Annotated in this window: 16 protein-coding genes; 5 read left to right on the forward strand and 11 right to left on the reverse strand. The window is 54.9% G+C overall.

Going from position 1 to position 24,582, the window contains the following annotated elements; all coding sequences use genetic code 11:
* Positions 1-42 precede the first annotated feature (42 nt).
* The 3 genes from SH139x_RS13265 (at position 43) to SH139x_RS13275 (ending at position 3,987) form a co-directional block, all read left to right on the forward strand.
* Positions 43-1,380: a PQQ-binding-like beta-propeller repeat protein gene (locus SH139x_RS13265; RefSeq protein WP_488355680.1), complete on the forward strand. Its 1,338-nt coding sequence runs from the start codon at positions 43-45 to the stop codon at positions 1,378-1,380.
* A gap of 825 nt (positions 1,381-2,205) precedes the next feature.
* A complete protein-coding gene (locus SH139x_RS13270) occupies positions 2,206-2,820 on the forward strand; it encodes a hypothetical protein (RefSeq protein ID WP_488355681.1) in 615 nt (204 codons plus the stop codon).
* Positions 2,821-2,934: 114 nt separating this feature from the next.
* Positions 2,935-3,987 carry an IS481 family transposase gene (locus tag SH139x_RS13275; protein ID WP_488350742.1) on the forward strand — a complete coding sequence of 351 codons (1,053 nt, stop codon included), beginning with the start codon at positions 2,935-2,937 and terminating at the stop codon, positions 3,985-3,987.
* 34 nt (positions 3,988-4,021) lie between these two features.
* Here SH139x_RS13275 and SH139x_RS13280 read toward each other — a convergent pair whose 3' ends face one another.
* The 9 genes from SH139x_RS13280 to SH139x_RS13320 form a co-directional block, all read right to left on the reverse strand.
* Positions 4,022-5,605: an AAA family ATPase gene (locus tag SH139x_RS13280; protein WP_488355682.1), complete on the reverse strand. Its 1,584-nt coding sequence runs from the start codon at positions 5,603-5,605 to the stop codon at positions 4,022-4,024.
* Positions 5,606-5,758: 153 nt separating this feature from the next.
* A complete protein-coding gene (locus tag SH139x_RS13285) occupies positions 5,759-6,061 on the reverse strand; it encodes a VF530 family protein (RefSeq protein WP_488355683.1) in 303 nt (100 codons plus the stop codon).
* 757 nt (positions 6,062-6,818) lie between these two features.
* Positions 6,819-7,724, reverse strand: a complete 906-nt coding sequence (locus SH139x_RS13290; protein WP_488355684.1) for a hypothetical protein — start codon at positions 7,722-7,724, stop codon at positions 6,819-6,821.
* 42 nt (positions 7,725-7,766) lie between these two features.
* Positions 7,767-8,888, reverse strand: a complete 1,122-nt coding sequence (locus tag SH139x_RS13295; protein ID WP_488355685.1) for a prenyltransferase/squalene oxidase repeat-containing protein — start codon at positions 8,886-8,888, stop codon at positions 7,767-7,769.
* Entirely contained in the window at positions 8,885-13,189 is a 4,305-nt protein-coding gene (locus SH139x_RS13300) for an MSCRAMM family adhesin (protein WP_488355686.1), read from the reverse strand. The genes SH139x_RS13295 and SH139x_RS13300 overlap by 4 nt, the downstream gene beginning before the upstream one ends.
* 136 nt (positions 13,190-13,325) lie before the next feature.
* Positions 13,326-15,896 (reverse strand): hypothetical protein, encoded by a 2,571-nt coding sequence (locus SH139x_RS13305; protein ID WP_488355687.1) that lies wholly within the window; start codon positions 15,894-15,896, stop codon positions 13,326-13,328.
* Complete coding sequence (locus SH139x_RS13310) at positions 15,893-18,532, reverse strand: BatA domain-containing protein (protein ID WP_488355688.1); 2,640 nt, start codon at positions 18,530-18,532, stop codon at positions 15,893-15,895. The genes SH139x_RS13305 and SH139x_RS13310 overlap by 4 nt, the downstream gene beginning before the upstream one ends.
* Positions 18,529-19,467, reverse strand: coding sequence for a DUF58 domain-containing protein (locus SH139x_RS13315; RefSeq protein ID WP_488355689.1), 939 nt, complete (start codon positions 19,465-19,467; stop codon positions 18,529-18,531). The genes SH139x_RS13310 and SH139x_RS13315 overlap by 4 nt, the downstream gene beginning before the upstream one ends.
* A gap of 3 nt (positions 19,468-19,470) precedes the next feature.
* Entirely contained in the window at positions 19,471-20,460 is a 990-nt protein-coding gene (locus SH139x_RS13320) for an AAA family ATPase (RefSeq protein WP_488356015.1), read from the reverse strand.
* Between the two features lie 438 nt (positions 20,461-20,898).
* On the opposite strand from SH139x_RS13320, the gene SH139x_RS13325 reads away from it, so the two are divergent.
* Entirely contained in the window at positions 20,899-21,498 is a 600-nt protein-coding gene (locus SH139x_RS13325; protein ID WP_488355690.1) for an RNA polymerase sigma factor, read from the forward strand.
* Between the two features lie 40 nt (positions 21,499-21,538).
* Here the strand turns inward: SH139x_RS13325 and SH139x_RS13330 are convergent, their stop codons facing one another.
* Positions 21,539-21,820: a hypothetical protein gene (locus SH139x_RS13330; RefSeq protein ID WP_488355691.1), complete on the reverse strand. Its 282-nt coding sequence runs from the start codon at positions 21,818-21,820 to the stop codon at positions 21,539-21,541.
* Between the two features lie 243 nt (positions 21,821-22,063).
* Here SH139x_RS13330 and SH139x_RS13335 point away from each other — a divergent pair, with 243 nt between their 5' ends.
* Positions 22,064-23,140, forward strand: a complete 1,077-nt coding sequence (locus SH139x_RS13335) for a FecR domain-containing protein (RefSeq protein ID WP_488355692.1) — start codon at positions 22,064-22,066, stop codon at positions 23,138-23,140.
* Positions 23,141-23,532: 392 nt separating this feature from the next.
* Here SH139x_RS13335 and SH139x_RS13340 read toward each other — a convergent pair whose 3' ends face one another.
* On the reverse strand, positions 23,533-24,141 hold the full coding sequence (locus SH139x_RS13340; RefSeq protein ID WP_488355693.1) for a hypothetical protein: 609 nt from the start codon (positions 24,139-24,141) through the stop codon (positions 23,533-23,535).
* Positions 24,142-24,582 lie beyond the last annotated feature (441 nt).

A 24,582-nucleotide genomic window follows, 5' to 3' on the forward strand; every position in this document is an offset into this window, starting at 1 on the left:
CACCAAGTTAGAAGCAAACACTTCGAGAGCAACAACCCAACTATGAAGACCTCCCTCACCTCAATTGCGTTCTTGGTTCTGTCACTTACGCATTCCTTCACTTTTGGTGATTCACCGAAGGAAAACTGGCACCAGTGGCGAGGCCCTGAAGCAACGGGCGTATCCCGAACGGCCAATCCACCGATCGAGTGGAGCGAAGACAAGAACGTCAAATGGAAGGTCTCGGTAGATGGACGAGGAACGTCGACTCCGATCGTTTGGAACGACAAGGTCTTCCTCTTAACGGCAATCGACACGGGCGTGAAGAACACTTCAATTCCCGATCCAAAAGACCAGCCGAAGACCAACTTCTTCGACATCAAACGCCCGAATACAGAACACGCATTCGTGGTGCTATGCCTTGATCGTGACAGTGGTAAGGAATTGTGGCGGCGCACTGCAACAACGAAGATTCCGCACGAAGGCGCACACAATGACAACGATTTTGCGTCGGCATCGCCCACGACGGACGGAAAGCACTTGTATTGCTGGTTCGGATCGGCTGGCCTGTATTGCTACGACCTCGACGGCAACAAGCTTTGGGAGCGAGACCTCGGGGAAGCCGAGGTGGGCTCCAGCCTCGGCGAAGGTTGTTCACCAGTTCTGCATGATGGCAAACTTGTGATCGTTCGTGACCACGCAGGCCAAAGCTCCATCGAAGTGCTAGATGCCAAGACTGGAAACACCCTTTGGCAGCGCGAGCGAGATGAAGACAACGCCTGGGCAACACCGAGAGTGATCCAGCATAGCGGGAAAACGCAAGTCATCACGGCGGCCTCGGCCGCTGTCCGCAGTTATGACCTCGATTCAGGCGAGATCATCTGGCAATGCCGCGGACTGACCGGCAACGTCACCCCGTGCCCAGTCATCGACGGCGACTACGTGATTTGCATGAGCGGCTACCAGGGATACGCTGCGTTAGCACTTCCCTTCACCGAAACCGGAGATATCACTGGTAGTGAAAAGATTCTCTGGAAGCGAGACCGCGGCACACCCTACATCCCATCACCGCTTCTTTATGATGGCTTGCTCTTCTACAACCAATCGAACCAGTCGATCCTCACCTGCGTGAACTCCAAGACCGGCGAAACAGTTTTTGGCCCCGAACGAATCGGCCAGGTATCCAATCTCTACGCATCGCCAGTTGGGGCATCAGGACGTGTCTACATCACTGGTCGAGACGGAACAACCTTGGTCATTCAGCGATCCAGCACCTTCAATGAAATAGCCACCAATCGTCTCGACGATCGCTTTGACGCATCCCCCGCTCTCGCCGGCAGTCAACTCTTTCTCCGCGGCGCGAAATCCCTCTACTGCATTGAAGCTGACGTGCGTCAGTAATCACTCGAATGCGAGCATCGGACGCTAAATTACTACGTTGACGAACCACTTTCACTTGGTGGCAAAATTCGCACAAGCGTAAATTCTTCGCGACATAGCGGAGATTCTCTGACGTTCACGCTATCTCTAGTCCGTACGACCGGAAGAACCGGTAAGCTTCTTGAAGCGGCGGCGTTGCTTGTCCCAGTTGACCGTCGGGATGTGCGGCGGTCACTGCCTCCGCCACGAACGAGCCTGATTCGTGGCTTATGTAATGCCGACGGCTACCAGCGCCGTGATGCGGTTGAACGTGGTGCGTGATGCCTACGGTCACGATCTTTCGCACATGGCGATCAGTATCAATACTCGGCAGTCGGACTGATTGCATTGTTGCACATCACTGCACGAATCCTCCCCGTACAGGACGCTCTCGGCAAGTCGTCTCTGCCTGCGCATTGATTTGACCTGCTTTTCTGCATGACTTCGTGGTTTCGTATCCCGTCAGGTTGCCACTTCGGGCATTGGGACAATCAGGCATGATTTGCGAAAGGGGTTAACAGCAACCTGTTAACCAGCGGTCTGTTACTGCTACCGCAAAATTTATCGGCGTGTGCGGTTAACAGACACGCGAGTTTGAAGAGGCCGATACCGAGTCTCGTAGTCGTTGGCTTTGCCGATTGAATCAATCGATCGGCGGCGAGAGATTCGATATCGCCGCTGAGTCTTACTACGCAGTCGGTTGGCGATTGCGAGGAACGGATCGGCCGATAGGCTCATCGTTTCAGCGGGGTACAAATACTCTGCCACTCCGATTGTTACAGGATTTGCAAGGCTTTTCAGCTCTCGATGGTCAACATTGTCCACCCGCTTTTGACACTGCTGGCGTCGTTGACACGGCAGGAACTTGCTCAGCAAATTCGCTACCTGAAAGCAGAGAATGAAATCCTTCGCTCCAAGTTACCCGGCCGCGTCACGTTGGACAATCGTGAAAGGAACACGCTCGTCAAACACGGCAGGAAACTGGGCGGGAAGATCAAGGATGTAATGACCATCGTGTCGTATTCGACGTTTCGCCGTTGGGTTCGCAAAATGGAGAACAACACGCCAACCCCAGAGAAGCGATCAGCCAAACGCGGTACCGGCCGGCCGAAGGTTGAGGAGGACGTGCGAGACACGATCATCCGGATCCGAAAAGAAACCGGGTTCGGCTACACGAAGATTCTGCAAGAGTTGCGCCGAATGGGCGTTCACGTTTCTCGGCAAACAGTGAAGAACGTGATCGTCGCCGCGGGATTTGAACCTGCGCCCGGCGATCATCCAGATACTTGGCACAAGTTCTTGAAACGCCACGCCGAAACGCTTTGGCAGTGCGACTTTGCGTGCAAGAAGAAATGGACAATGAAAGGTTTGGTCGATGTCTACTTCATGGTCTTCATCTGTAGAAAATTAGACTTGATCTGACACTCACCATTGGATAGAGGAAGGCATTGCCGGTTGCTAGCTGCACGAAGGGAGCGCAGCGACCGGAGTAAAGCTAGCAACCGGCGGTCAACCTCGCAGGACGGGAGTGTCGAAATGACGAACGAACGGAAGATCATTCAGAATAAGATCGGGATGCTTAAGCTGGCCGAAAGGTTAGGGAATGTGTCGGAGGCCTGCAAGGTCTTTGGTTACTCCAGGGACAGTTTTTATCGCTTCAAGGATCTATATCAAACAGGGGGCGAGGAGGCTCTCAAAGAGATTTCCAAGAAGAAGCCTGTGGTCAAGAACCGCGTCGATCCAGCCGTTGAAGAAGCGGTTCTCAAAATGGCTTTTGAGAAGCCCGCCCATGGTCAGGTTCGGGTAAGCAACGAGCTAAAAAAGCACGGGCATTTGGTGTCACCTGGTGGCGTACGAAGCATCTGGTTGCGAAACGGTCTTGAGACCTTCAAGAAGCGACTCAAAGCGCTTGAAGCGAAAGTCGCGCAAGATGGCGGCGTGCTCACGGAGGAACAAGTGGTTGCTCTTGAGAAAGCTAAGCTCGAAAAGGAAGCTCATGGTCAAATTGAAACAGAGCATCCCGGGTATTTGGTGGCGCAAGATACTTTCTATGTCGGCACCATTAAAGGCGTGGGAAGGATCTATCAGCAGACTGTTATCGATACGTATTCTCGAGTCGCATTTGCGAAGCTATATGATCGCAAGAATGCGTTGGTAGCTGCCGATATGCTTAATGACCAAGTGGTTCCGTTCTTCGAAGGAGAAGGGGTTTCGTTGCTACGCATGCTCACCGATCGAGGCACTGAATACTGTGGCAATCGAGAGCATCATGAGTATCAACTCTACATGGCTCTCGAGAACATCGATCACACCAAAACCAAAGCTAGAAGCCCTCAAACCAACGGTATCTGCGAACGGTTTCACAAGACGATGCTTCAGGAGTTCTACCAGATCGCGTTTCGCAAAACGCTCTATGAATCCATCGAGCAGCTCCAAGCGGATGTCGATGAATGGATGCGGAGTTACAACGAAGAACGACCACATAGCGGAAGATTCTGTTTCGGGAAGACTCCGAGACAAACTTTCGATGACTCGAAGAAACTGGCCGAACAGAAAATGCTCGACCAGCTCTTACAGCCCAGTGCGTAATCTGGGTAAAACATGTCAGATCAAGTTCTGGCTACTACAAATTACGAAACAGAACCTGCGACAAGTGATAGCTCAACTCCTGGCCGTCATCGGGTGACGAGAACGACTCGCCCGACCAGAACTCGTCAATCGTTTGTGGATTCCAGTATGCTCGATGCCGACGGACGATCTCGTGATCGCTACTGAAGTAAGACCCTCCCAGAACCATGTCCTCCATCACCTGCGTGACCCCTTCGTTTAACCAAAGTGGCAGCGGCAAGTGACGCAATAGATTGTGGTTCAGTTCATGTGCAATCGTGCGTTCGTAATCATCGCCATACGCCAAGCAGATGGCGAAATGCCCGTACCCTTCGTCTAGAAAAACACCGCAAGACAGTCCAAACTCTCCTTCTTCGCAGTAGAAATCGGAGATGTAATCGTAGTAAGATTCCACGTCGGAAAACGCAAGCACAACGTGTTTGCCGTACCCTTCGTCTTTCGCGACATCTGGAAGCGTTTTCAGAATCGTTAGTCTTGCGTGTTCACTGCTCGACAAAATTCGATTGGTAAGTCGAGCGTCGGTTCTGCCAATCAACACGAACTCATCCGACTCGGCGATGTCGTCACCTTCCAATGCATCGACCAAGGCCGTGTTGTGACTAACGACGATGACTTGACTGTTCTCCGCGGCGAGGGCAATCAATCGGGCGAGTGCCGGAATCAAGTCGGGATGCAAACTGTTCTCGGGTTCGTTGAGCACCATCAACTCCGGCGGCCGCGGCGTTAGCAGGGCCGCGACAAGCAAAAGGAATCGCAGCGTGCCGTCGGACAATTCAGCGGCCGATAGATCGCGTTTCATTCCTGGTTGCTCGAAGTACAACTGCATGCCAGCGTCCGTCGCAACGATGCAAATCTCGCAACCAGGAAACGCGTCGTCGATGGCTTGGTCGAGGCCATCCCGATCGCCGATCTCGCGTATCGTTTGAATCGCAGCGGGTAAGTCCGAACCGTCGCCGGCCATGATTGGGGTGAACGTGGCAACGCAAGGTCGGCGGGCGGGCGATTGAGCGTCGACGCGAAACGTGTCGTAGAAACGCCAACGACGCAGCGTCTCTCGCATGATGATCAACTCCGGCGCAGCCATCGGATCGGCGTACTCGGACAACATGCTTGCCTGTCGCGGAAGATTCACGTCGATGTCTTGCCATTTGCCGCTTGCGCCGCGACAACGCAGCGTCCTGACGCGACGATCGGCACATAAGTCCTTCGCGTCCATGCCGACGCCTCGCCATAAACACTCCCGTTTCATCTCGGGATCGCCATCGAACATGGATTCGCTCGGCTGCGGCAGCCCAAGGTCGAAACAGTAGCTCAGGGGATCGGCGGTGAACCCCAAACGCAAAATCACCGGATCCTTGCCCGATTTCTTCGGGCCAGCCCAACGGACAGAACCGAAACCACCTTCGCGAGCGAGCGATTCAGCGAGTCGTCCGTCGGCCGCGTCCGCGATCAATCGCAACGCCCGATACAAATTCGACTTGCCCGAACCATTGGCACCCGTGACGACGTTCAGTTGCCCAAGTCGCAAAATGATCGAACGAATTGAGCGGTATCCAGAGATGGCAATACGGTCGATCACAATTCTTGCGGATACGTTGAGTGACAGGACGGAAGTCGATTCAACAGAGTCTACCAACACCGTGGCCGCCTATTCTTTGAGATACCATTAGCGTCGCCACGATCAGTTAACTGAAAACAACGATTCTCGGGAATGCGAGTCCGCCGGCGTCGGTCACTTGCTGCGACGTGCTTGGTCCCACACGCTGCCCAAGTCGCCGGCTTCGTCGACCACAGCCTTCTTTCCCTTTCGTTCATCGAAGCTGAGCGAGTCGAGATACAACCGCTCGACCTTCGCTCTGGCCCAGTCGGTCTTGCGAAGGAATTTCAGACTGCTATTGATCGACGGCTCGTAGTTGAAGCAATGGATGTTGATCCGCTCGCCCAACCGCTCCCAGCCATACTCGGCGACCAAGTATTCCAGGATCGCTTTGAGCGTCACGCCGTGCAGCGGGTTATTCGGCTGGGTGCGATTCATGGCGATATTGGGACTCTCGAACTCTCTCTCTGTCGGCCGGATTTCGTTAACTGGGATGCCCATGTTAACCCAGAGACTTCGAGAGTTTCGGTCGTCCTGTCCGGGCCAGACGGCGGGAAAAGAATGGTTAGGCACGGTGGCCTGACCGTCCAAGACGCGGGCAAAAAAACACGCTGCGAGCCGAAGTCCCGCAAAACACGGGGACAAACGCAAAAAGGCCGATGCAGTTGCATCGGCCTTTGGCGTTAAATGGTGGGCAGCAGCATTTCGCTACTGTCCACGAAGGCTCCCCGTGCACAACCAATCCGGAGAGAGTCAGCGGATTTTGCCGGCGCTTTGACGCTGAATCCGGCTTTTTTGTGCGATTGCCGTTCGTTTCGATCGGTTCCCGGCCACGCGAATGCGAGATCTCATGGTGACGTTGGTGTTAACCGAAGTCGCTTTTTCTTGCATGCCTGCGAGGGGGTAACACGGTGAGAGAACGCCATTCAAAACGACCGTATCGCCGCCAAACAGTGTCGGTCACCCTGAATGACGCGACGAAATATCGGAGCCTCATCGCCGTTTACCTCTGCGACCGTTGAGGCGGACGAATCGTTCCGCACGCTTGACATTACAGCGGGGTAGAAAAAATATCGCCACACCGATTGCTCCAGGATTTGCAAGGGATTCAGCAGCACACATGGCGGCTATCGTTCACCAACTTCTACACTGATTGCGTCGCTCTCGCGGCATAGAAAAACAAATTCAAAAAGTGTTACTTCTCAGTGAGAGCCCGGATTTGTTGATCCAACATTTGCTGCATCAGCGGGTTCCCGCCCATCCGTTGTTTCAGTTCGGTAAGCTGCTGTTTCAGTATTTGAGTGCTGGCTCCGTTCCCATTGAGACCTCCACCCTGAATGTTGATGTTCGTTTGCGCTGCCTGCTGACCGCCTGCGATATTGCCGAATCCAAACCCCGGAAACTGCATACCGAGTCCCTGATTGCCGCCCGCGTACTGTTCGTATAGCGCAGCCGCCTCAGGGAGTTGTTTCTTGAGGTCTTCGGCGTTTTTTGCGATCAGTTCGATAGGCTTTTCGCCGCCCGTGATTTGAGCCAGAATTTTGCCTCCCCGCAGCTCTTGAATGGTTGTCTCGAGTGGCCCTTCCTTCACGCTGATCGATCGCAATCCATTGATATTGGACGTCGACACGCTTCGATTCATATTGCCGCCGCCGGCGAACTGGTTGCCTGGTTTATCCCAACCCTCGAATGGCATAATTCCATCGGCTTCCTTCGTGTTGAGTGCGAGCTTTGCCCTGTCAGCGGTCGAAGGCTGGTCACTTTCGCTGAGCATCTGCAACGTAATCTTTGCTGCTTCACGTGTCTTGTCGTCTTTGGATTGCGCCAGCTTTCCCAGCACGTCGATCGACTTTTCGATCGTCGCGCGATTCCCCGCTAAGGCCGCCTTGGCCAGTGCCGGGATGGCTTCTTTGCCCGCAGCGAGGAGCTGCTTCTCGGCTTTGATTCGTTCGGTGAGACGTGCGTGACCGAGTTGTTCAACCCACTTGTCGATCTGTTGCGACTGTTTTACTTCTGCCTGCTTGTCGTCGGCTTGAACGATGCTGCCAAGGCACAACGTAAATACCGTTACGAAGAGGAGTGTAAGCTGTGCAAGTTTCATGATGCTTCCCTTTCTGAATTCGGAATTGGTTAGGATTGAGGACTACTCTTCACGCTGATAGATCGGCAGTTGACGCGCTGAGACGGTCAACGTGAGAATCGCAAGTGACGTTGGATAGGTTGTATTGTAAGCGAGCGTCTGATCGGGGTACTTCCAACTGCCGTCGGGATTCTGGTCCGCCAGCAGACTGTCGTACATGATCGGGGCGAACACGTTCCAATACTTTCCGCCTAGTTGAAACATGGCTTGCCCGCAGTAGTACCAGGCGTAGTAGCGGAACCGAACGGGGCTTCCATTCGGATCGGTCATTGTCGGAGGCCGACTTAGGATGAAGTCGCCCGCAGCGATTAAGTCTTCATTGCCATGTTCGCCACAAAGCTCCAGGCACAAGACGGCAACTCCCGTCATCGATGTGGTGCCCGCGTTTCGGCCCGGCATGTAGCAAAACCCTCCTTCGCGGGTGTGACAATTCAGGATGTACGAAACCGCCATTTCAATATGTTCATCGGGAATCGCTGCGCCGTTCAGTTTTGCTGCTCGCAGGGCCATGATGGACCAGCCGGTCAAAGACAAGTCGCTGTCCGTGGTGCCCGGTGTGTAGCGCCAGCCGCCTGTATTGAATTCTGACTTGGGAACTTTCTGCGCTTGCAGCAGAACCAACAATGCGCGAGACAGTACTTCGTCAACTTTCTGCTGACGCATTGGATCGACCATTCCCGACACTTCTCCAAGCAGCAGCGTGGAAATGCTGTGTTCGTACATCAATCCGGTCGTCCGACCTGGGACGTTGCGGCTGACAAGCAAACCATTTTCGAGCTGCTGAGTAAGAACGTAATCGATTCCCTGGTTGATCACCTCACCATATTGCCCACGGCCAGGAAGATGCCCACGGGCAAGAAATGCCATCACCGCCAGAGACGTGATTCCAGTATTTCCCACAATGGCGGGTTCCTCGAACGATCCGACCAGCTCGGGGCGTCCCATCGCTGCGGCGGCATCGCGGCTGATCTGTTTCCCCGCGAGGTACTCCAGTCCGCGATCAACGGCCGCATCCAAACGAGGCTGGTAACGAATGCGAAGCGCATCGGCGTCTTGCGCAATGACGATGTGACACAAGAGCGACAATGCAATGGCAGATAACCAAGAGGATGGCTGTGACATCATTCTTGGTTCTCCGTAGTGTCCTGGCGCGACTCCAGGCGTGATAGTTCCTCAAAGTAGTCTTTCACAACACTTCGGAACTCTTCTGGAATCTTGCTGTCCTGATCATCGAGCACATTGTTTTTCAGCTTGCGTCGGGACTGCGTCCAGTTTGACGTCGAACGACCACGCAGTTGTGCGGGAGCAACCTCGCTTGCACCTGCTCCCTGGTTTCCCTGAACCCCTTGGGGCTTTGATGGGCTTCCCGGTTGTGAGGCTCCAGCCTGTTGCGTTGAGTCCGAAGAGTTGTTTGGCTTCGATTGCCCACCTTGCTGATTCGAATTCCTCCGATTGGGATGTCCTGCCCGCTCGGCCGCCTCATCGGCAAGTTGATTGAGTTCTTGAGCGAGTTCCTGTGTTCGGTTGGGTGATGGGTTTCGGGCTGTCTGATGGGCCTTGTCCGCAGTCGCAGCAAGTTTTTCAGAATCGGCCTGTTGTTGTTTCGACGACGGACTACCAGCCCCACCGGAGTCTCCGCCCGCTTTGGAATCTCCCTGCTTGGAATCTCCCTGCTTGGAATCTCCCTGCTTGGAATCTCCCTGCTTGGAATCTCCCTGCTTGGAATCTCCCGGTTTGGAATCTCCCGGTTTGGAATCTCCCGGTTTGGAATCTCCCGGTTTGGAATCTCCCGGTTTGGAATCTCCCGGTTTGGAATCTCCCGGTTTGGAATCTCCCGGTTTGGAATCTCCCGGTTTGGAATCTCTCGATTTGGAGTCTCCTGGTTTGGATGAAGCGCCTCCGCTCTTCGGTGAACTGCCGCTAGAGCCACTTGATCCTCCCGGCTTATTGCAATTCGAACATTTCTTGCAGGACTTGCAGACTTTATCCAGTGACTGCGTTGCCTCTTCCAAGGACTTCGCAGCTTGCTTTTGCTGCTCAGCAGCCTTTTTAGGATCAGCAGCCTGTTTGGGATCAGCAGCCTGCTTGGGATCGGCAGCCTGTTTAGGATCGGCAGCCTGCTTAGGATCAGCAGCCTGTTTAGGATCGGCAGCCTGCTTAGGATCAGCAGCCTGTTTAGGATCAGCAGCCTGTTTAGGATCAGCAGCCTGCTTGGGATCGGCAGCCTGCTTAGGATCAGCAGCCTGTTTGGGATCAGCTGCCTGCTTAGGATCAGCTGCCTGCTTAGGATCAGCTGCCTGCTTAGGATCAGCAGCCTGTTTGGGATCAGCTGCCTGCTTAGGGTCAGCAGCCTGCTTAGGATCAGCAGCCTGTTTAGGATCAGCAGCCTGCTTAGGTTCGGCTGCCTGCTTAGGATCGGCTGCCTGCTTAGGATCGGCAGCCTGTTTGGGATCAGCAGCCTGCTTAGGATCAGCTGCCTGTTTCCGTTGTTGCTTTGCCAGTTCCTCGGCCGCCTTGGTTTCACGTTTGGCCTGCTCAAGTTTCTCGCGGGCTTCGCGAACTGCCTGTTGATTCTCGGGATCCTCCGTCGGCAGTTGCAGCAGTTCGTCCGCCTTTTCCCGAAGTCGATCAGTTCGCTTTGCGATCTGTTCCTGCAACTTCGCAACCGCTTCTTCAGGGCGGTTTTCGCGAACAGCTTTTATGGCGTCGCCGACTCGCTCCTGTTGCTTTCCAAGCTGTTCCAGATCATCTTTCTTCTGCGGAGCATTGTCCTCTGCATTTGCGTTGGGCTTCTCCGCAGCGTTCGCTGGCACGGACTTGGCTGCTTCCTGCAGACGTTCGCCAGCCTTCCGAGCTTCGTCTTCGGCCTGCTCCAAATCTTTCTGTCTGAGTTTTTCAGGGACGGCTTCCATCTGCTTTCGAGCCTCACCGAGTGCAGTTGGTTTCTCCTTGCGTTCCGCTTTGGCTGCTTCGTTTACTTCCTCATTGACTGTTTCGTTTGCTTCCGCTGGGGCCTGTTTCTGTGCATCAGCGGCAGGTGGTTGAATGTCCCGCCGCTGCTCGTCCAGCATTCTGGTTTCGTCCGCGATCTGCTCCTGTTCCCGGGCAATCATTTCCAGCAACTGATCATCGAGCTCCTCCTTGTTGCGAACCTGATCGAGCTTCGCCAATGTTTCCTGCTGCTGCTGCAACTCCGCCGCTTCCTCCGTCAGCTTGGCGGCCTCGTCTGCTCGTTGTGCAAACTGCTCGCTCTTGGCATCAAGATCTTGCTCAACGACCTCCTGTAATTGATCGGCCACTTGCTGCTGTTGCTTTTGGACTTCGGAAGCGTTGGCTTGCCCTGCTTGCTGGTTTTGTGCAAGCCGCTCCTGCTGCTTGGCAAGCTCATCCAACCGTGCAGCCATCTCGAGTCGCTTGCCTCGCTCTTCGACGTCCTCACGAATCTGCTCGAGCTTCTCGATGGCATCGCTGAGCGACTCTTTTGTCGCTGCGATCGCTTCCTGTTGTTGAGGAAGTTCATCGGAGAGCGGTACGAGCCCAGCCTGCTTCCTCGCTTCCGAGACCTCGTTTTCGGTGACATCCTCGATTCGCTCCATCTCCTCTTGGAAGAGGCGTTGCGGGGCGAGTTCGTCTCGATCCGACATTCGACGCAGTGCTTGCTCTGCTTCCTTGATCCGATCCTGCAGTTGTTTTGATTTCTCTACTGCATCATTCTGTTGCGTCGCCTTATCGTCCGCCTCGCTCAGATGTGCCTCAAGTTCGTCGGTGATCTTTGCGGCTGCCTGAAGCTGATCCAAGGCTTCCGTCAGAGCGTCCATCACGGCCTGTTCTTCGTTTCGCACAACTTGCTGGCCGACAGGAATCGAATCGACTGCGATCTGTACATGAATCTTCCGAGATTCAGCAAATTGCAGTCCACCATACTCACCGGGGCGATTGTCGGAGATCGACAGCCAGAAAGTCAGTTGGTCTCCAACAACGAGTTCCATCTCGTCCAGGTCGATGGTCAGTTCACCGCCAAAGTCTGTTTGCGAATCGTGCGGAAGTTCTTTGGCCGAAGGCGGCTCGCTATTCTTCTGTGACGACAGTCGCAAAGCACCACAGCCAAAGTCGTCAACGGCATGGTAACCAACATGAATGCTTTGATCTGGCTTGGCGATCACTTCGGACAACGCGGGCTGATCAATCACGATCGACGGAGGCAAATCGGGCAATGTACGCACATCAAAATGCAACGGATCACTAAGGACGCCAGCTTCACTGACCAGTGTGATCGTCCCGCGCTGCGATCCGCCTGTCTTTGCCGTAAACTCCCAGGTATGCCGCCACAGCCCGGACTCCTCGATCAAAACCACTTCCCCGCAAGGAGTCGATGTTCCATTGAGGCTCAGGGACGATTCGGCAGCAGGCAAAGTAGAATCAATATCGATCTGGATTCGCGTGCCATGAAGCACTTCGATCGGTTCAGCAAGGTCATGGGCAACTTGCGGAGGCAGCTGCGTGTATTCAGGAAAGTTCAGCTTGGCTTGACTGCTTTTAATGACCGGCTTGGGATCAACGTAGATTTGGTAACGATCGGAGTAGAGACCGCCGGAACGAATTCTATATTGACGATCAAGTTCCAATCGCGTCAAAGTGAATTCAGCGGTCCCGCCATCTTCCCGCGTAACCATTTGATGTGAGGCAATCACGGCATCGTTCTCGATGATTTCCAGCACAGCATCGGTGAGACGACCAGCCGTCGCCGTCACTTCTAAATCGCCACCTTCTGCGATGTGCGTGTTGCCAGGAACGATCGTTGCATTCAAATGCGGAAGCACTCGCGAACCAAATGGATTCAGCACGTTCTGGAGGGAAGGAATCAGATAGGGAGCCCAAGTCCACATCGACAAAACAAAGGTGGCAAGGCAGGCTCCAGCGACGATGGTCCTAACGAAAACTTCTTGTCGTCGAAGTTCTTCTTCCTGGCATCCGGCCAGACTGCCATGTGCCTGCTCGGCGACAGCCTCAATGATCGAGCTCCTTTTCGAATTTGGATTTTGAGACAATTGCAGCGAAGTTGTGAGTCGTTCTTCCATCGCCGGCTGCTTCTGTTCCAGAGTCCAGGCCATCGCAAGGCGATCACATTTTTGCTTCAGTGGCATCATGAGAAAGTATCGAGTGATGAACCCAACGACTCCAATCATCGGAATCCACAAGGCGACTCTCAACCATGCCGACTCGGGCTGGAAGACGGCGTCTATCAACAGCATACCAAAGAGCGACGCAATCGTTGCCGTCCCGATCGACAGGATCCCTTCGAGCCAGATTTCGCGCCGAAGCCGCGCGAGCATCTCGTCGAGTTCGACATGAATCCGATCGATTGCAGTCGCTCTGGGAGGCGAAGTTGCTTTCGCGTTCTCTGTTGGGTTAATCGTCGTCGACATGTGAGTTACCTAATTCTGGATGATTCAAAAGCAATCGTGCACCGTTCGTTTAACGGCAAGCCGAAGGCGACTGTGGTCGGCGCAGAGAACGTCGCCTTCGGCTCACCGTTAAACAAAAAGATCTGTTGCTGATTCACTAGATTCGCCCCGTCCGTTTGCGGAGTATCCACTCCAAACTAAGTCCGCCAAGAAACAAACCGAGGACTGGCCACCGATTCCAGAGCGGCACCGTCCAGCGTTCTCGTGCGAATGTCGACTTCGGTCCCAAATTTGAGAGCACGGTGTCGACGTTGGCCAAGTCGGCCACCGTTCCCCCGGTCCAATCCGCGATTTGCTTCGGGACGGTGTCATCGGCCACGACGTCAAGTCGCTCGAGATTCTCAGCCGTGGCTTCGACTCCAATCGCCAACCCCACCGTTTGCGTTCCCGTCGCTTCAAGCGCCAACAGCTTGTCGACGACATCTCCTGACAATTCGATTTTGTACTTCCCTGGCTCCGTAAGATCGCGAATTTCACCGTGCAACATCCCTAGGTTTTTCGGATCGGGAATCAGATCAATGGTCCGAGTGACTTCGTTTTCAAAAACAATCTTTGCCTGCACAGGTGCGTCTAGCACCGGGCTGCGATCTGCGTTGAGAAGTCGGGCTTGGACCGAAATCACTTCGCCGCTCTTGTACAGCGTTCGATCGGTCCCCAGTCGCACCAGATCGGTCCCTGCAGACAGCCGATCCGTAACGGACCAGCGAATGATTTGCCCCCAAAATTCATGGTGCAGTCGATCACCAATGCCATAACGCAACCGCCAGGTCTCGTCGAAATTCAGTTGCATGACTTTGCCTGTTCCAAACCGATGCCACAACATCAGCGCCCGCCGCCGTTGCTCGTTCACACCCAATTGGGCGTCATTTGGAGTTTCACGATTGCGTGACGCATAGGCCAAGACTCGGGCTCCTGCTTTCGCTTCACAGTCCGGATGTCTCCAGGTCAATTCCGGAAAGGATGGCCCGGCCGCTGTCGCCCATCGCTGAAGCGCCGCGTGAGAGGCTCCTTCTTGAGTCGACGAAAAATGAAAACTTGGGTCGGGACTGCGAGCGGTCGCGACGGCTGGACGATTCATCAACACCGGCAACACGTCTGCCAAAGGTGTTGCTCGATAGGCGTGAGGCATTTGATTGGGGCCGGCGATGACTACTAACGCGCCGCCGCGATCTTTTACGAAACGTTCCAACGCCTGGATGCCCTTGTCGCCAAGTTCCTGCGGAGAGACATCGCCCAGAATGATGACATCAAACTTGAACCATTCTGCATCATCGATCGGAATTGCGTTGGCTTCGCAATCGTCGAATGCACGTTGAGCCGACGCACGCATGGTGGGCGGAGCAGGCACTCCGGCAAGACGATCTGCCTGCAACAACACGGCCTGCAGAAAGACGGTCTGATCGCGCCCGGCGAAGAGATTCCGCAGGTATCGGAACTCCCAGCGTGGACGTTCATCAATCAACAACACACGGATTCGATCCTGTGATACCCAGACCGGCTTCAGGAATTGGTTGTTCGCAGCGGATTCTTCATTCGGAAGCTCAGCGAGTTCGACTCGGTACTCGTGAATTCCCGGCTCTTCGGGCTGGTGCTGAAACGTCACCGTATCACGATGATGCTCGCTCGATATTGGAATCAACTTTTCCTCAATCATTGCGTCGCCATCGAACAATCGAACGGTTGCAGTTTCCCCCTGGAATCGGTCTGCCTTCAGCGATGCAGTCAGCGAAACGCTGTCGCCGTGATAAATCTGCGATGGCGCTTGAACGCTTGTAATCTGAGCGTCTCGCGGGGGCTCTTGGCTTCCAATCACAATCGAGTTCACTGGAATCCCACGACCACCCAGCGGCCGACACTGGCGCTGCAGGTCTGTGCTTGAATGGTCCCTACCGTCACTGATCATCAAGACCCCGGAAAGCTTCGCTGCCGGGATGTCACCGCGTACCTGTCGCAACGCGTCCGCGAAGTCGGTCGTTTCCGTCCAGCGTGAATCGCCGGATTGGCGGAGCAGCTCAGTGCTTGTTTGCGTCAGAAACTGAGCTCTATCGACTTCTCTGGCGGAAGCCCCCAGCTCGTACAGCCTCACGTCGTAATCGCGTGCGAGGCGTTCAAGCAGTCCGTTGGCTTTCGTTGAATCCCCGACGAGTAACCGATGGGCTGCCTGACTGCGTGAATCCCCCGGTTCAGCCTTTGACTTTGAGGGAAGGTTCATCGAGTCGGACACATCGACCATGATAGCCACGGAGTGTTCTTCCTCGTGCTCCTCTTCATGCGTCAGTACAGGCTCCAACAACAGTCCGGATAACAACCCAATCATGGCCACCCGCAGCAGTGGAAGCAGTGTCGGTATCAGATTCACGCTCCGCGATGATGTTTCGTCGGGCACTTCGGACTGATAGCAGAACAACACGGCCTCAGAAGCAATCGCGGCCGACAGAGCAATCAACCAGTGCGGCCAATGGCTGGCCGTCTCAGTCCATTGACTGAATACTTCCAGCGCGAAGAACCAAAACGCAAACGCGATACAGAGTCGCGGTCCATACGCGAGTCGACGAATCGAGTCGGGCAGAGCGAATCGTTGGCAACAGGCCATACCGACCCAAACGATGAGTGCGAGAGTGCACCACAGCAGTGGCGTGACGTCAAATACTTCCGGCTTGTCTGTCATGGTGCCCCCACTGATGATGCGCCCACGGAATCGCCGATGGAGACATCCTCCCTAAGGCCAGAACTTTTCATTGCGGTCGCGAATGGAGTAACGGAAAGCGGAGTATCGTGCAGACTGTTGGACTCGGACGTTACAACTGAGGCCACTCTCCGACGACTTCTAATCCACTTCGTCACCAGACACTCTCCGGCCAGCAGCCATAGCACGGTGAACAGCAACGTGTCCCAGATCTCTGCTCCAACAGTCTCCGAGGCAGCCGGCGCAGCCAGTTGACTTACATCGTCAATGAACTCAATGCCAAGTTCAGGACTGACCTCGCTCAGCCGGTCTTCCGAGACAGCAGAAAGATCGGACTCGTCCTTGTTGCGTTGAACGGCGAAGCTAGCGACGGGTGCCCCCGTCTTTGCGTGTTTTAGCTCGTAGACACCAGGAACAGCCACACGACCGACTTGAGCAAACGGAGAGTCCTGCTCCCACGAAACTGGAATCTCCCGCTTTGAGCCGCTTGGCTCGCTCAACTGAAGCGTCCCGATTCTCTCCGTAGAATCCATTTTCGCAGACAAGTCGGTCAGCAGATCGGAGGTCGGCTCGACGTTGGATGACACCGCGTGCGATGCGGCAAGATGATGAGTCCAAAGATGCATCAACACCGGAAAACCGAGGGTTGCCGGAAACGTGCTGTCTCGCCGCGCGAGTGAGACACTCTGCATCAACACGCGTCCTCGCCCAAGAGACTGCTCTGCAAAGAGCGATTCGCCGTTGGTCAGTCGCATGCCGACGATTGCCTGCTGGGAGGGAGTCATGCTCCAGAACTGAAACAGGTAGATGTCCGCAAGATCGTGGCCACCTCGCTCGAACAATTCGCTGATAAAAGGCCTGCCTGCAACGTCAAGAGCCACGCCAAGCCTTGGTATGCGACCATCCAGCGTGGGCTCGCCAATCCATTGCTTTCGCTCACCCAACTGAGCTGGCATGATCGATTCGTCAGACTGCGGAACTCGCCAGTTGTTGTAGAACGAGGTGTCGGCCTGCTCGCCGGGGATGACCCACAATCCACCGCCCTCTTGCACAAAGCGGGCAAGCCGCTCTGCCGCATCGCTGGGCAGACGCGGAACGTCGCACAACATGACCAACTGAAACTTCTCCAGCGAGTCGATCTCTTCCAAGCGACTGGCTTCGATGTTTGTCGCGATAATGGCGCGGTTGGCGTTGCCAATATCGTCACCGTCGGTTGGCTGGCGAAGACTCATCGGATCCAGTGCGAGTCGCGCGAAGGTCGCAGACTGCTGCGCGGGATCGGGATCAGTGCTTCCATTGACGACCAGAATCGACAAGTGCGGGATCACGTCAATCACTGAATCGATCCGGTTATCTTCCGACAATTGATCAGCGATCTCGATGGAGCCGGAAACAACATGTTGTCCCGACTTGGGAAACGCTTGCAGGAATCGAACAGTCGAACTCACTCCGGGCTCGATTTGGATCAGCGAGTCGGTTGCTGCTTCCCTGCCATCAACCAGCAGCTTCACTGCCACGTTTTGAACCGTCGTTGATCCACCATTTCGAACTTCAACCTCGATCGAGACCGGTCGGCCGGCAGTCACCAGCGACGATTTGATTTCCAGACGGTCGACGGAAACATTCGTCGTCTTCTTCGGTATGTGCGACACAATCGCGGCGCAGGCAATCTCGGCCATGGAGACTGTTTCAAAACCCATTTCCCCCTCCCCCTGGAAGGGTCGCGAGGAACGAGCGGGGAGGGAAGCATCGCCGTTTGACAAACCTTTCGGGAGCAATCTTCCCTCCCCGGCCGCTACCAAGTCCGACCCTCCCGCAAGCGGGAGAGTGTTTTCAAAAGACTCCCAAGTGCAGAGTTGATCATCGGTCAGCAGCAACACTTGCTTGCGAGTATTGGGAGCCCTCTTGAGCAGAGACGTTGCCTGCTGGATAGCCGACTGCAAATCTGAACCACCAGCGACTGGCGTAAGCGTGCCGAGCACCTCGTCAGCCCTTCGAAGATTGCGGAAGGGCGAACCATCGATCGTTTCAGTGATTGGTCCAGCCAGTACGATCGAAACAGTCGAATCCCCCGAGAGCGTTTCGGCAAGGGATCTCGCTTGCGCAATCGCCCTGTCAAAATGAGACGTCACATCATCGCCCAGAGTCATCGTCAAAGAACTGTCGATGACCAGAGCGATGTCGCGGTCCATCTCCGAATCGACAAGGGACTTGGGGCCTACCGACAGCGTCGCCGTTGCAACTGCAAACAGAAATGCAGCCACCATCACTCCGATGATCCGATTGCGGCGTTGCCATCCGCTGACAATTGCCATCGTCAACAACAGCAGTCCACATCCGGCAAGCAGAAGGAACATCAGCCATGAAAATGTTCGCCCCGATTCGATCGCCGGTCGCGCCATAGCGAGCACAAACAGCAACACTAGTAAACAACGTAGCAGCAACAGCAGCAGATTCTCCAGCGTTACACCACGACGTCGGCTAGTCACGGTCCGCGTCAAGAACTGCATCGCAGGCCAGTCGACCACTTTCGACTTGCGCCGCTTCCGTAAGTGAATCAGGATTGGGACGATCACCGCGAAAGCAGCCAGCATCGCCACACCGTTCAAGAGCGTCATTGCCGACCTCCATTGCGATGCCCGAGATAGTTGGTCAACGCATCGACATAGCAGTCCTTTGTATTCAGCCGAACATAGTCGACCGGGATGCTCCGACAACTCTGCTCAAGGCCATTCAGAAAGCCCGTGAATTGACGCAGATACTCCGCACGAATTGCCGCCGGGTCCAGGTCGATGTCATCAACGGCCCCTTCCAGATCGCGGAACTGAGTGGCATTGTTGTAGGGAAACGTTAGTTCCTCTTCAGACAAGATTTGAAACACGACGACTTCGTGTTTTCGGTAACGCAGGTGATGCAGTGCCTGCATCAGCGTCTGAGAGTCACACAGCAGGTCGCTGAGCAGAATCACAATGCCCCGACGCGGAATTCGCTCGGCAGCTTCATGCAGCGCCGACGGTGCATCCGACGCGTTTTCTGGAACGGCCGCATCCAACAGTTGCAGCACTCTTCGGAAATGGCTATTGCTTCCTCGTGCCGGCAATTGAGTCCGAACTTCGGAATCAAACTGAATGAAACCTACCGCGTCACCCTGGCGAACGAAGAGGAACGACAACATGGCCGCGATGTGCTTTGCGTAGTCGAACTTCGAAAGTTTGGCCTCGTCGACGGAGCTTGCCGCATTCCCTTGAAATCGCATCGAGGCCGAAGAATCCAGCAGAATGGTGGCACGCAGGTTCGTCTCTTCCACGTACTGCTTCACACAATACCGGTCCTGTTTGGCAAACACACGCCAGTCCAGATCGCGTGGATCATCTCCCGGACTGTACTCGCGATGCTCAGCAAACTCCGTTGACGATCCGAGAAACGGGCTACGATGATTCCCTGCCTTGAATCCCGCGACTCGACCGCGAGCAGAAACCTTACAACGCGCAAGCTGTGCTTGTGCATCGGCGGGCAACAACTTCATGTACGCAGGTATTTGCAGGGATGACATTCGTTATGCCTTGGGCGGTTGAGGGCGAATCACTTCGATCAACTTACGAATCACTTCATCGCGCTGCACGCCAGCCGCTTCCGCATGGAATGTGGTCACGATCCGATGTCGCAGCACAGGCAGGGCCACGGAAGCAACATCCCCTGTGGTCGCATGTAGCCGACCGTGCAACACTGCACGTGCCTTGGCGGCGATGATCAACGCAATTCCGGCGCGGGGACCAGCGCCCCAACCGATCATCTCTTTGACGAAACTTGGTGCCCCGACTCTTTTGGGTCGAGTCGCTTGGACGAGATCCCGGGCGTAAGCGATGACATGGTCGGCCGCAGGAACATTTCTCACCGCCTCTTGCAGCTTTTGAATTTGTTCGGCATCGAGTAGCTTGCCCAACGTTGGCTGGTGCCCGGATGTCGCTTGTTTGATGATTCGAAATTCATCCGCAGACTCGGGGTAATCAACGACACAATTGAAGAGGAATCGATCGAGCTGCGCCTCCGGCAGCGGATACGTTCCTTCCTGTTCGATCGGATTTTGCGTGGCCATCACAAAGAAGGGAGACGGCAACTCCATCGTCTGCCCAGCGATCGTGACGTGCCGCTCCTGCATCGCCTCCAGTAGAGCCGCCTGAGTCTTGGGCGGTGCCCGGTTGATTTCGTCGGCCAGAACCATATTGCTGAAGACAGGACCTTCCACAAACTGAAAGTTCCTCGTTCCAGTCGTTCGATCCTCCTGCAGCACCTCCGTTCCCGTGATGTCAGCAGGCATCAGGTCAGGCGTAAACTGAATTCGGCGAAAATCGAGATCCAGGACTTTCGAGATGCTGTCAATCAACAGTGTCTTTGCAAGGCCGGGAACTCCTGTGAGCAACACGTGACCTCGACAAAAGATCGAAATCAGCACCTCTTCAATGACGGCTTGCTGACCAACGATGACTGTGGACAACTGCGTCGTGATGCTGCCGAAGGAATCACGAAGCGATTCGATGACGGCCAGTTGGTCGTCGGCAAGCGGCGCATGTTCACTGCTCGTTCGAGGTGGTGGCGGCGTCGTTGCTGGCGGTCGAGAAGTCTTGGGAGGCAGAGGAATCAACAACTGCTCTTGGATGACCGCGATATTTCCGCAGCTGCACTTCAGCCGCCGCCCGAGGTGCTCAGAACTCACCCGTCTGATTCGCCCACAGGCGATGCACTGCAGTCCGGTATTAATGGCAATCGCAGAATTATTCACGACATTCACTCGCAATCGGATGGATCTTCAGAATGCACTTTCGCTTCCGTGGAGTGTTGTTTCCTCCCGACGCGAAACGTCACGCAAATTTCGCAAAAAAGATTTACAAAACTCTGAAAAAATGAGTGACACTCTCTGCCGCGGAGCAACGAATACAATATCTCGTCCAGCACTTTGAAAGATAGGAACGGGAATGGCAGGGAATTGACTGCAGACAGCAATACAAATGAAACAGAACTGGTCGAAAAGGCTCGCGAAAATCCCCGCGAAGCTTTTGAGGTAATACTGCGCCTTTACCAAGCTGACATTCGCATCCTGACGCGGCGGCATTTCGGTAATTCCGCCGAAGCAGATGAAGTGGCCCAGGAGGTCTTTGTGCAGGTCTATCAGAGCATGGCGAAGTTCAGACATGAGGGGAGCCTTCGTGCCTGGGTAATGGGGATTGCACGGAATCAGATTCTGCTGCATTTCCGGAACGAAACACGACGCCGACGTTTGACGGGCATGATCATTCCGCCTGACATACTTGAAATCGAAGCCACGACGTTCGATGTCGATCCGTTCCAGCATTTAACGGCTGACGCGGAACTCCAAGCACTTCAGGACTGCTTGCATCTCCTTGGCGACAATCCGCGTGCGCTGGTGGATGCGTTCTATTTCCAGGGAGTCTCCGCCGAATCACTTGCTGCAGATGCAGGAAAGAATGCCGGAGCCATCCGCATGATGTTAATGAGGATCAGAAAGCAATTGCGCAAGTGCATCCGAGCCAAGCTGCAACTTGAGAATGGGGAAAGCCATGAATGAGCCGCGAGCTGCCGCGCTCGATCTATGGAGCCGCCTGATCTCAGGTGAATCGCTCGATGAAGTTGAGCGACAACGTCTGGCCGATTTCGTGCAGCAGGATCCTGCGCTGCGCGCCGAGATCGAAGCGGATGCAACGCTCGCTGCGATGCTTCGCTTCATGACCGATGGTCGGCAAACGGACGAGCAGTTCATCCAGGGAGTGCTGGATCGGTGCAGTGCGAAACCACTTCACACACTGCCGAACACGGAATCGCCCCCGGTCGAAACGGAACTCGCCGGTCGATCCGACGATATCAAGTCGGTGCCTTTGAACGGCGTACAAATCAAAATCGACTCAAACCGGCTTCGAACACACAGGAAAGCGCAGTCGAGGCGCCGCCAACGAACGATATGGATGGCGTTCACTTTGGCAGCTTCTGTTTTCGCTTGCCTGAGTCTGGCCGTATGGTCGCGACTGAATACGCCGATACCCGTAGCACGAACCAACTCAACCGATAAAGCTGTCCAAGGCCCAGTTGTTCAAGTACCGGAAACAGCGAAGGCGAGAGTCCCGGAAAACAAACCGATGGATGCACCGCGTTCGATTGCTTCCAGGGACCAAAATCCCATCCCTGAGAACATGGCGATCGATCGGTCGAATGATCCGCCGCAAAGTGAAGTCCCGCCGTTGGACTTCCCCCTACGGGACGAGATGATCTCGCAGAATCCCAATGCAGGCTCCCTCGCGCAATTCGCGACATTGACTAGCGTCAACGATCCTGTGTGGGAACGAAAGAGCGTTGTCGGCGACCGACTCGGAGACGAGATTGTTCGATTGTTTGCGGGCTCAGTTGAGCTGACCTTTGACGACGGCGCTGTTGTCGCGGTCGACGGTCCCATTGAATTCCGCCCCTTGTCGACAGGCCAACTCGAACTCCGGCGCGGTCGACTGCTCGCCAGTGTCCCGCAAAAGGCGATCGGGTTTACCGTCTCAACCCCAACGTCAAAGATCGTGGACCTTGGGACCGAATTTGAAGTCGCCGTTAATGACGCTGGGGAGTCGGACGTCCAGGTTCTCAAAGGCGAGGTTGAAGTGGCGTCGATCACTCCGGAAAAAGACAACGTTCAAAAATGGCGACTGTTGCCCGACAACTTCAATCGCGCCTCCTTTTTTGCGTTGCCGCAAATCGAGGGCCCCGTGCCCGTCTCGGCGTCGCTCCAGGGACGCGGTGGTCAGTTTCAGGGATTCATTAGCCTCAACGGAAAGACAGCCGAATTCACTTCCCCGGAAGCCTTCGACAATGTTCGTCGCCGCGCCGTAAGCGAACTGGTCCGGTCTCAAGAAAACGCGCTAGCCCAATGGAAAGAGTTTGTGGATTCGATGCAGGACAACATGCAGGGGACCATGAAGCTGAACGGACAAGAGATGCAATTTGGCAGCTTGCAGGATGTGATGCGAATGCAAAACGGGATGCTTCAGAGGATGCAGAAGCTTGGCGGCAACTCAAATTCACCGAATTTCAGCGGTTCAATCAACATCAATGGCAAATTGATGACCTTCAAGACCCGCGAAGAATACGAAGCCGCCCGCCAAGCCGCGTTCGGTCCTGCCGCCACCTTCGGTATCGGCGACGTTTTTGGAATAGACCCGGCAAACCGTTGAGGGCTCATCGTCATCGAACTCCATGTGGGTGCACCAATGACCGTCCAGGTACATCGCGTTCGTATCAGGACCGCTAGCTCATCCGTGGCGACAAGGCCTGAAACCAATCCGAATCGAGATGCTGGAGCACAATTTGACGTACCAGAAGTTGAAGTTGAGCTGGGAGTGCTTGACCTGAAAGCAGACAATGAGTGACTGCTGCCGCTTCTCGTGGTGTGATGTGTGGAACGATACTTGTGCCGCGCCCAAGCGACTCGTCATTTGAGCCATTGATACTGTTTCGTTCCGTGGAAATGTTTTTTCCTCGACGCATGCTTGAGAGTGCGAAAGTGATGGCAGCCCCTCGTTCGCAGCTGATTGAGAAGACAGCATCACGACACTCAGGGAGCTACCTAAACGGCATTGGTCCTCGACCGCGACATGAAGATCACGCTTGCGACCAAGGCGCCTATCATGCCGCCAACGATCGCCGCAAAGTAGTGGATCAAATCGATGAACTGACTGTTGTCGTCAAGGAACGAGTAACCTACCAGGACGGAGGCGACGAACCATCCTCCATACCAACCCGGCAGCATGGCAATCAATGCGAACGGGATGATCGCGACACGCTGAAGCGAAAACTTCTCAGCAGTTGCGTCACTGTCCGGCGATCCAAGTCTCGCACGACGCACACGCGAAGATGCGTGGATCCCACCGCCGATCGCCGCACCAAAATAGGCAATTCCAATCAAACCGGCGATCCGTTGCGAGTTATCATCCGTCAGACTTCCAGTCAGGTAAATCAATGCCAAGAGCGACGCAGAAGTCAGGACGGCACCCACACCGGCCCCAATTAAGCAGCGTGCTCCAGACTTTATCACGATCAGACACAGGATCACCATGGGAATTCCCAATTGGATCCAGCTCATCAGGTCGTGCCATTGAATGACTGCAAAGGCAGGAGCCATCGCTGCCGTCAGCGCGAGCAGACCGGTGATCGTAAATTGCGGCTGCGGTTTCAATGGTGTCTCGATCTTTATGTGAAACGTCTTCCCAGTGAGCTGGCACCGAGCTCAAAATCAAAGCTGCTTGCCGCAGTTCGGGCAAGTGTTGTGCATCCGAAACGACTTCAAGCGGACCCTATGTCCACGGGCCGGACAAGGACGTCCCGCGCCTTGGAGATCCCACACGATCTCTTCGATGACGTAAGCAAAGCCCACGGTGCAAGCCAACACCAACCCAACATACTAGGGTATGGTTCCCTTCGCGAAATTCTGCAAACAGCCGTAAGCGATTGCAAGCAGGATCGGAGCGACAGCGTGTTTCCATTTGCGATATTGCAACCACATGTTCTTAACTTCGTCTTAACCCTTGCTCGAATAGGACACGGACAAACGGCGGGCTTTTCAGTCGCTGCGTCCAATCGTATGAGGCACTTGGTAAACTCGGTCGCTATTCTAAAA

It is taken from the genome of Kothea flammea (assembly GCF_052161645.1).
GTDB lineage: Bacteria > Planctomycetota > Planctomycetia > Pirellulales > Pirellulaceae > Laterigemmans.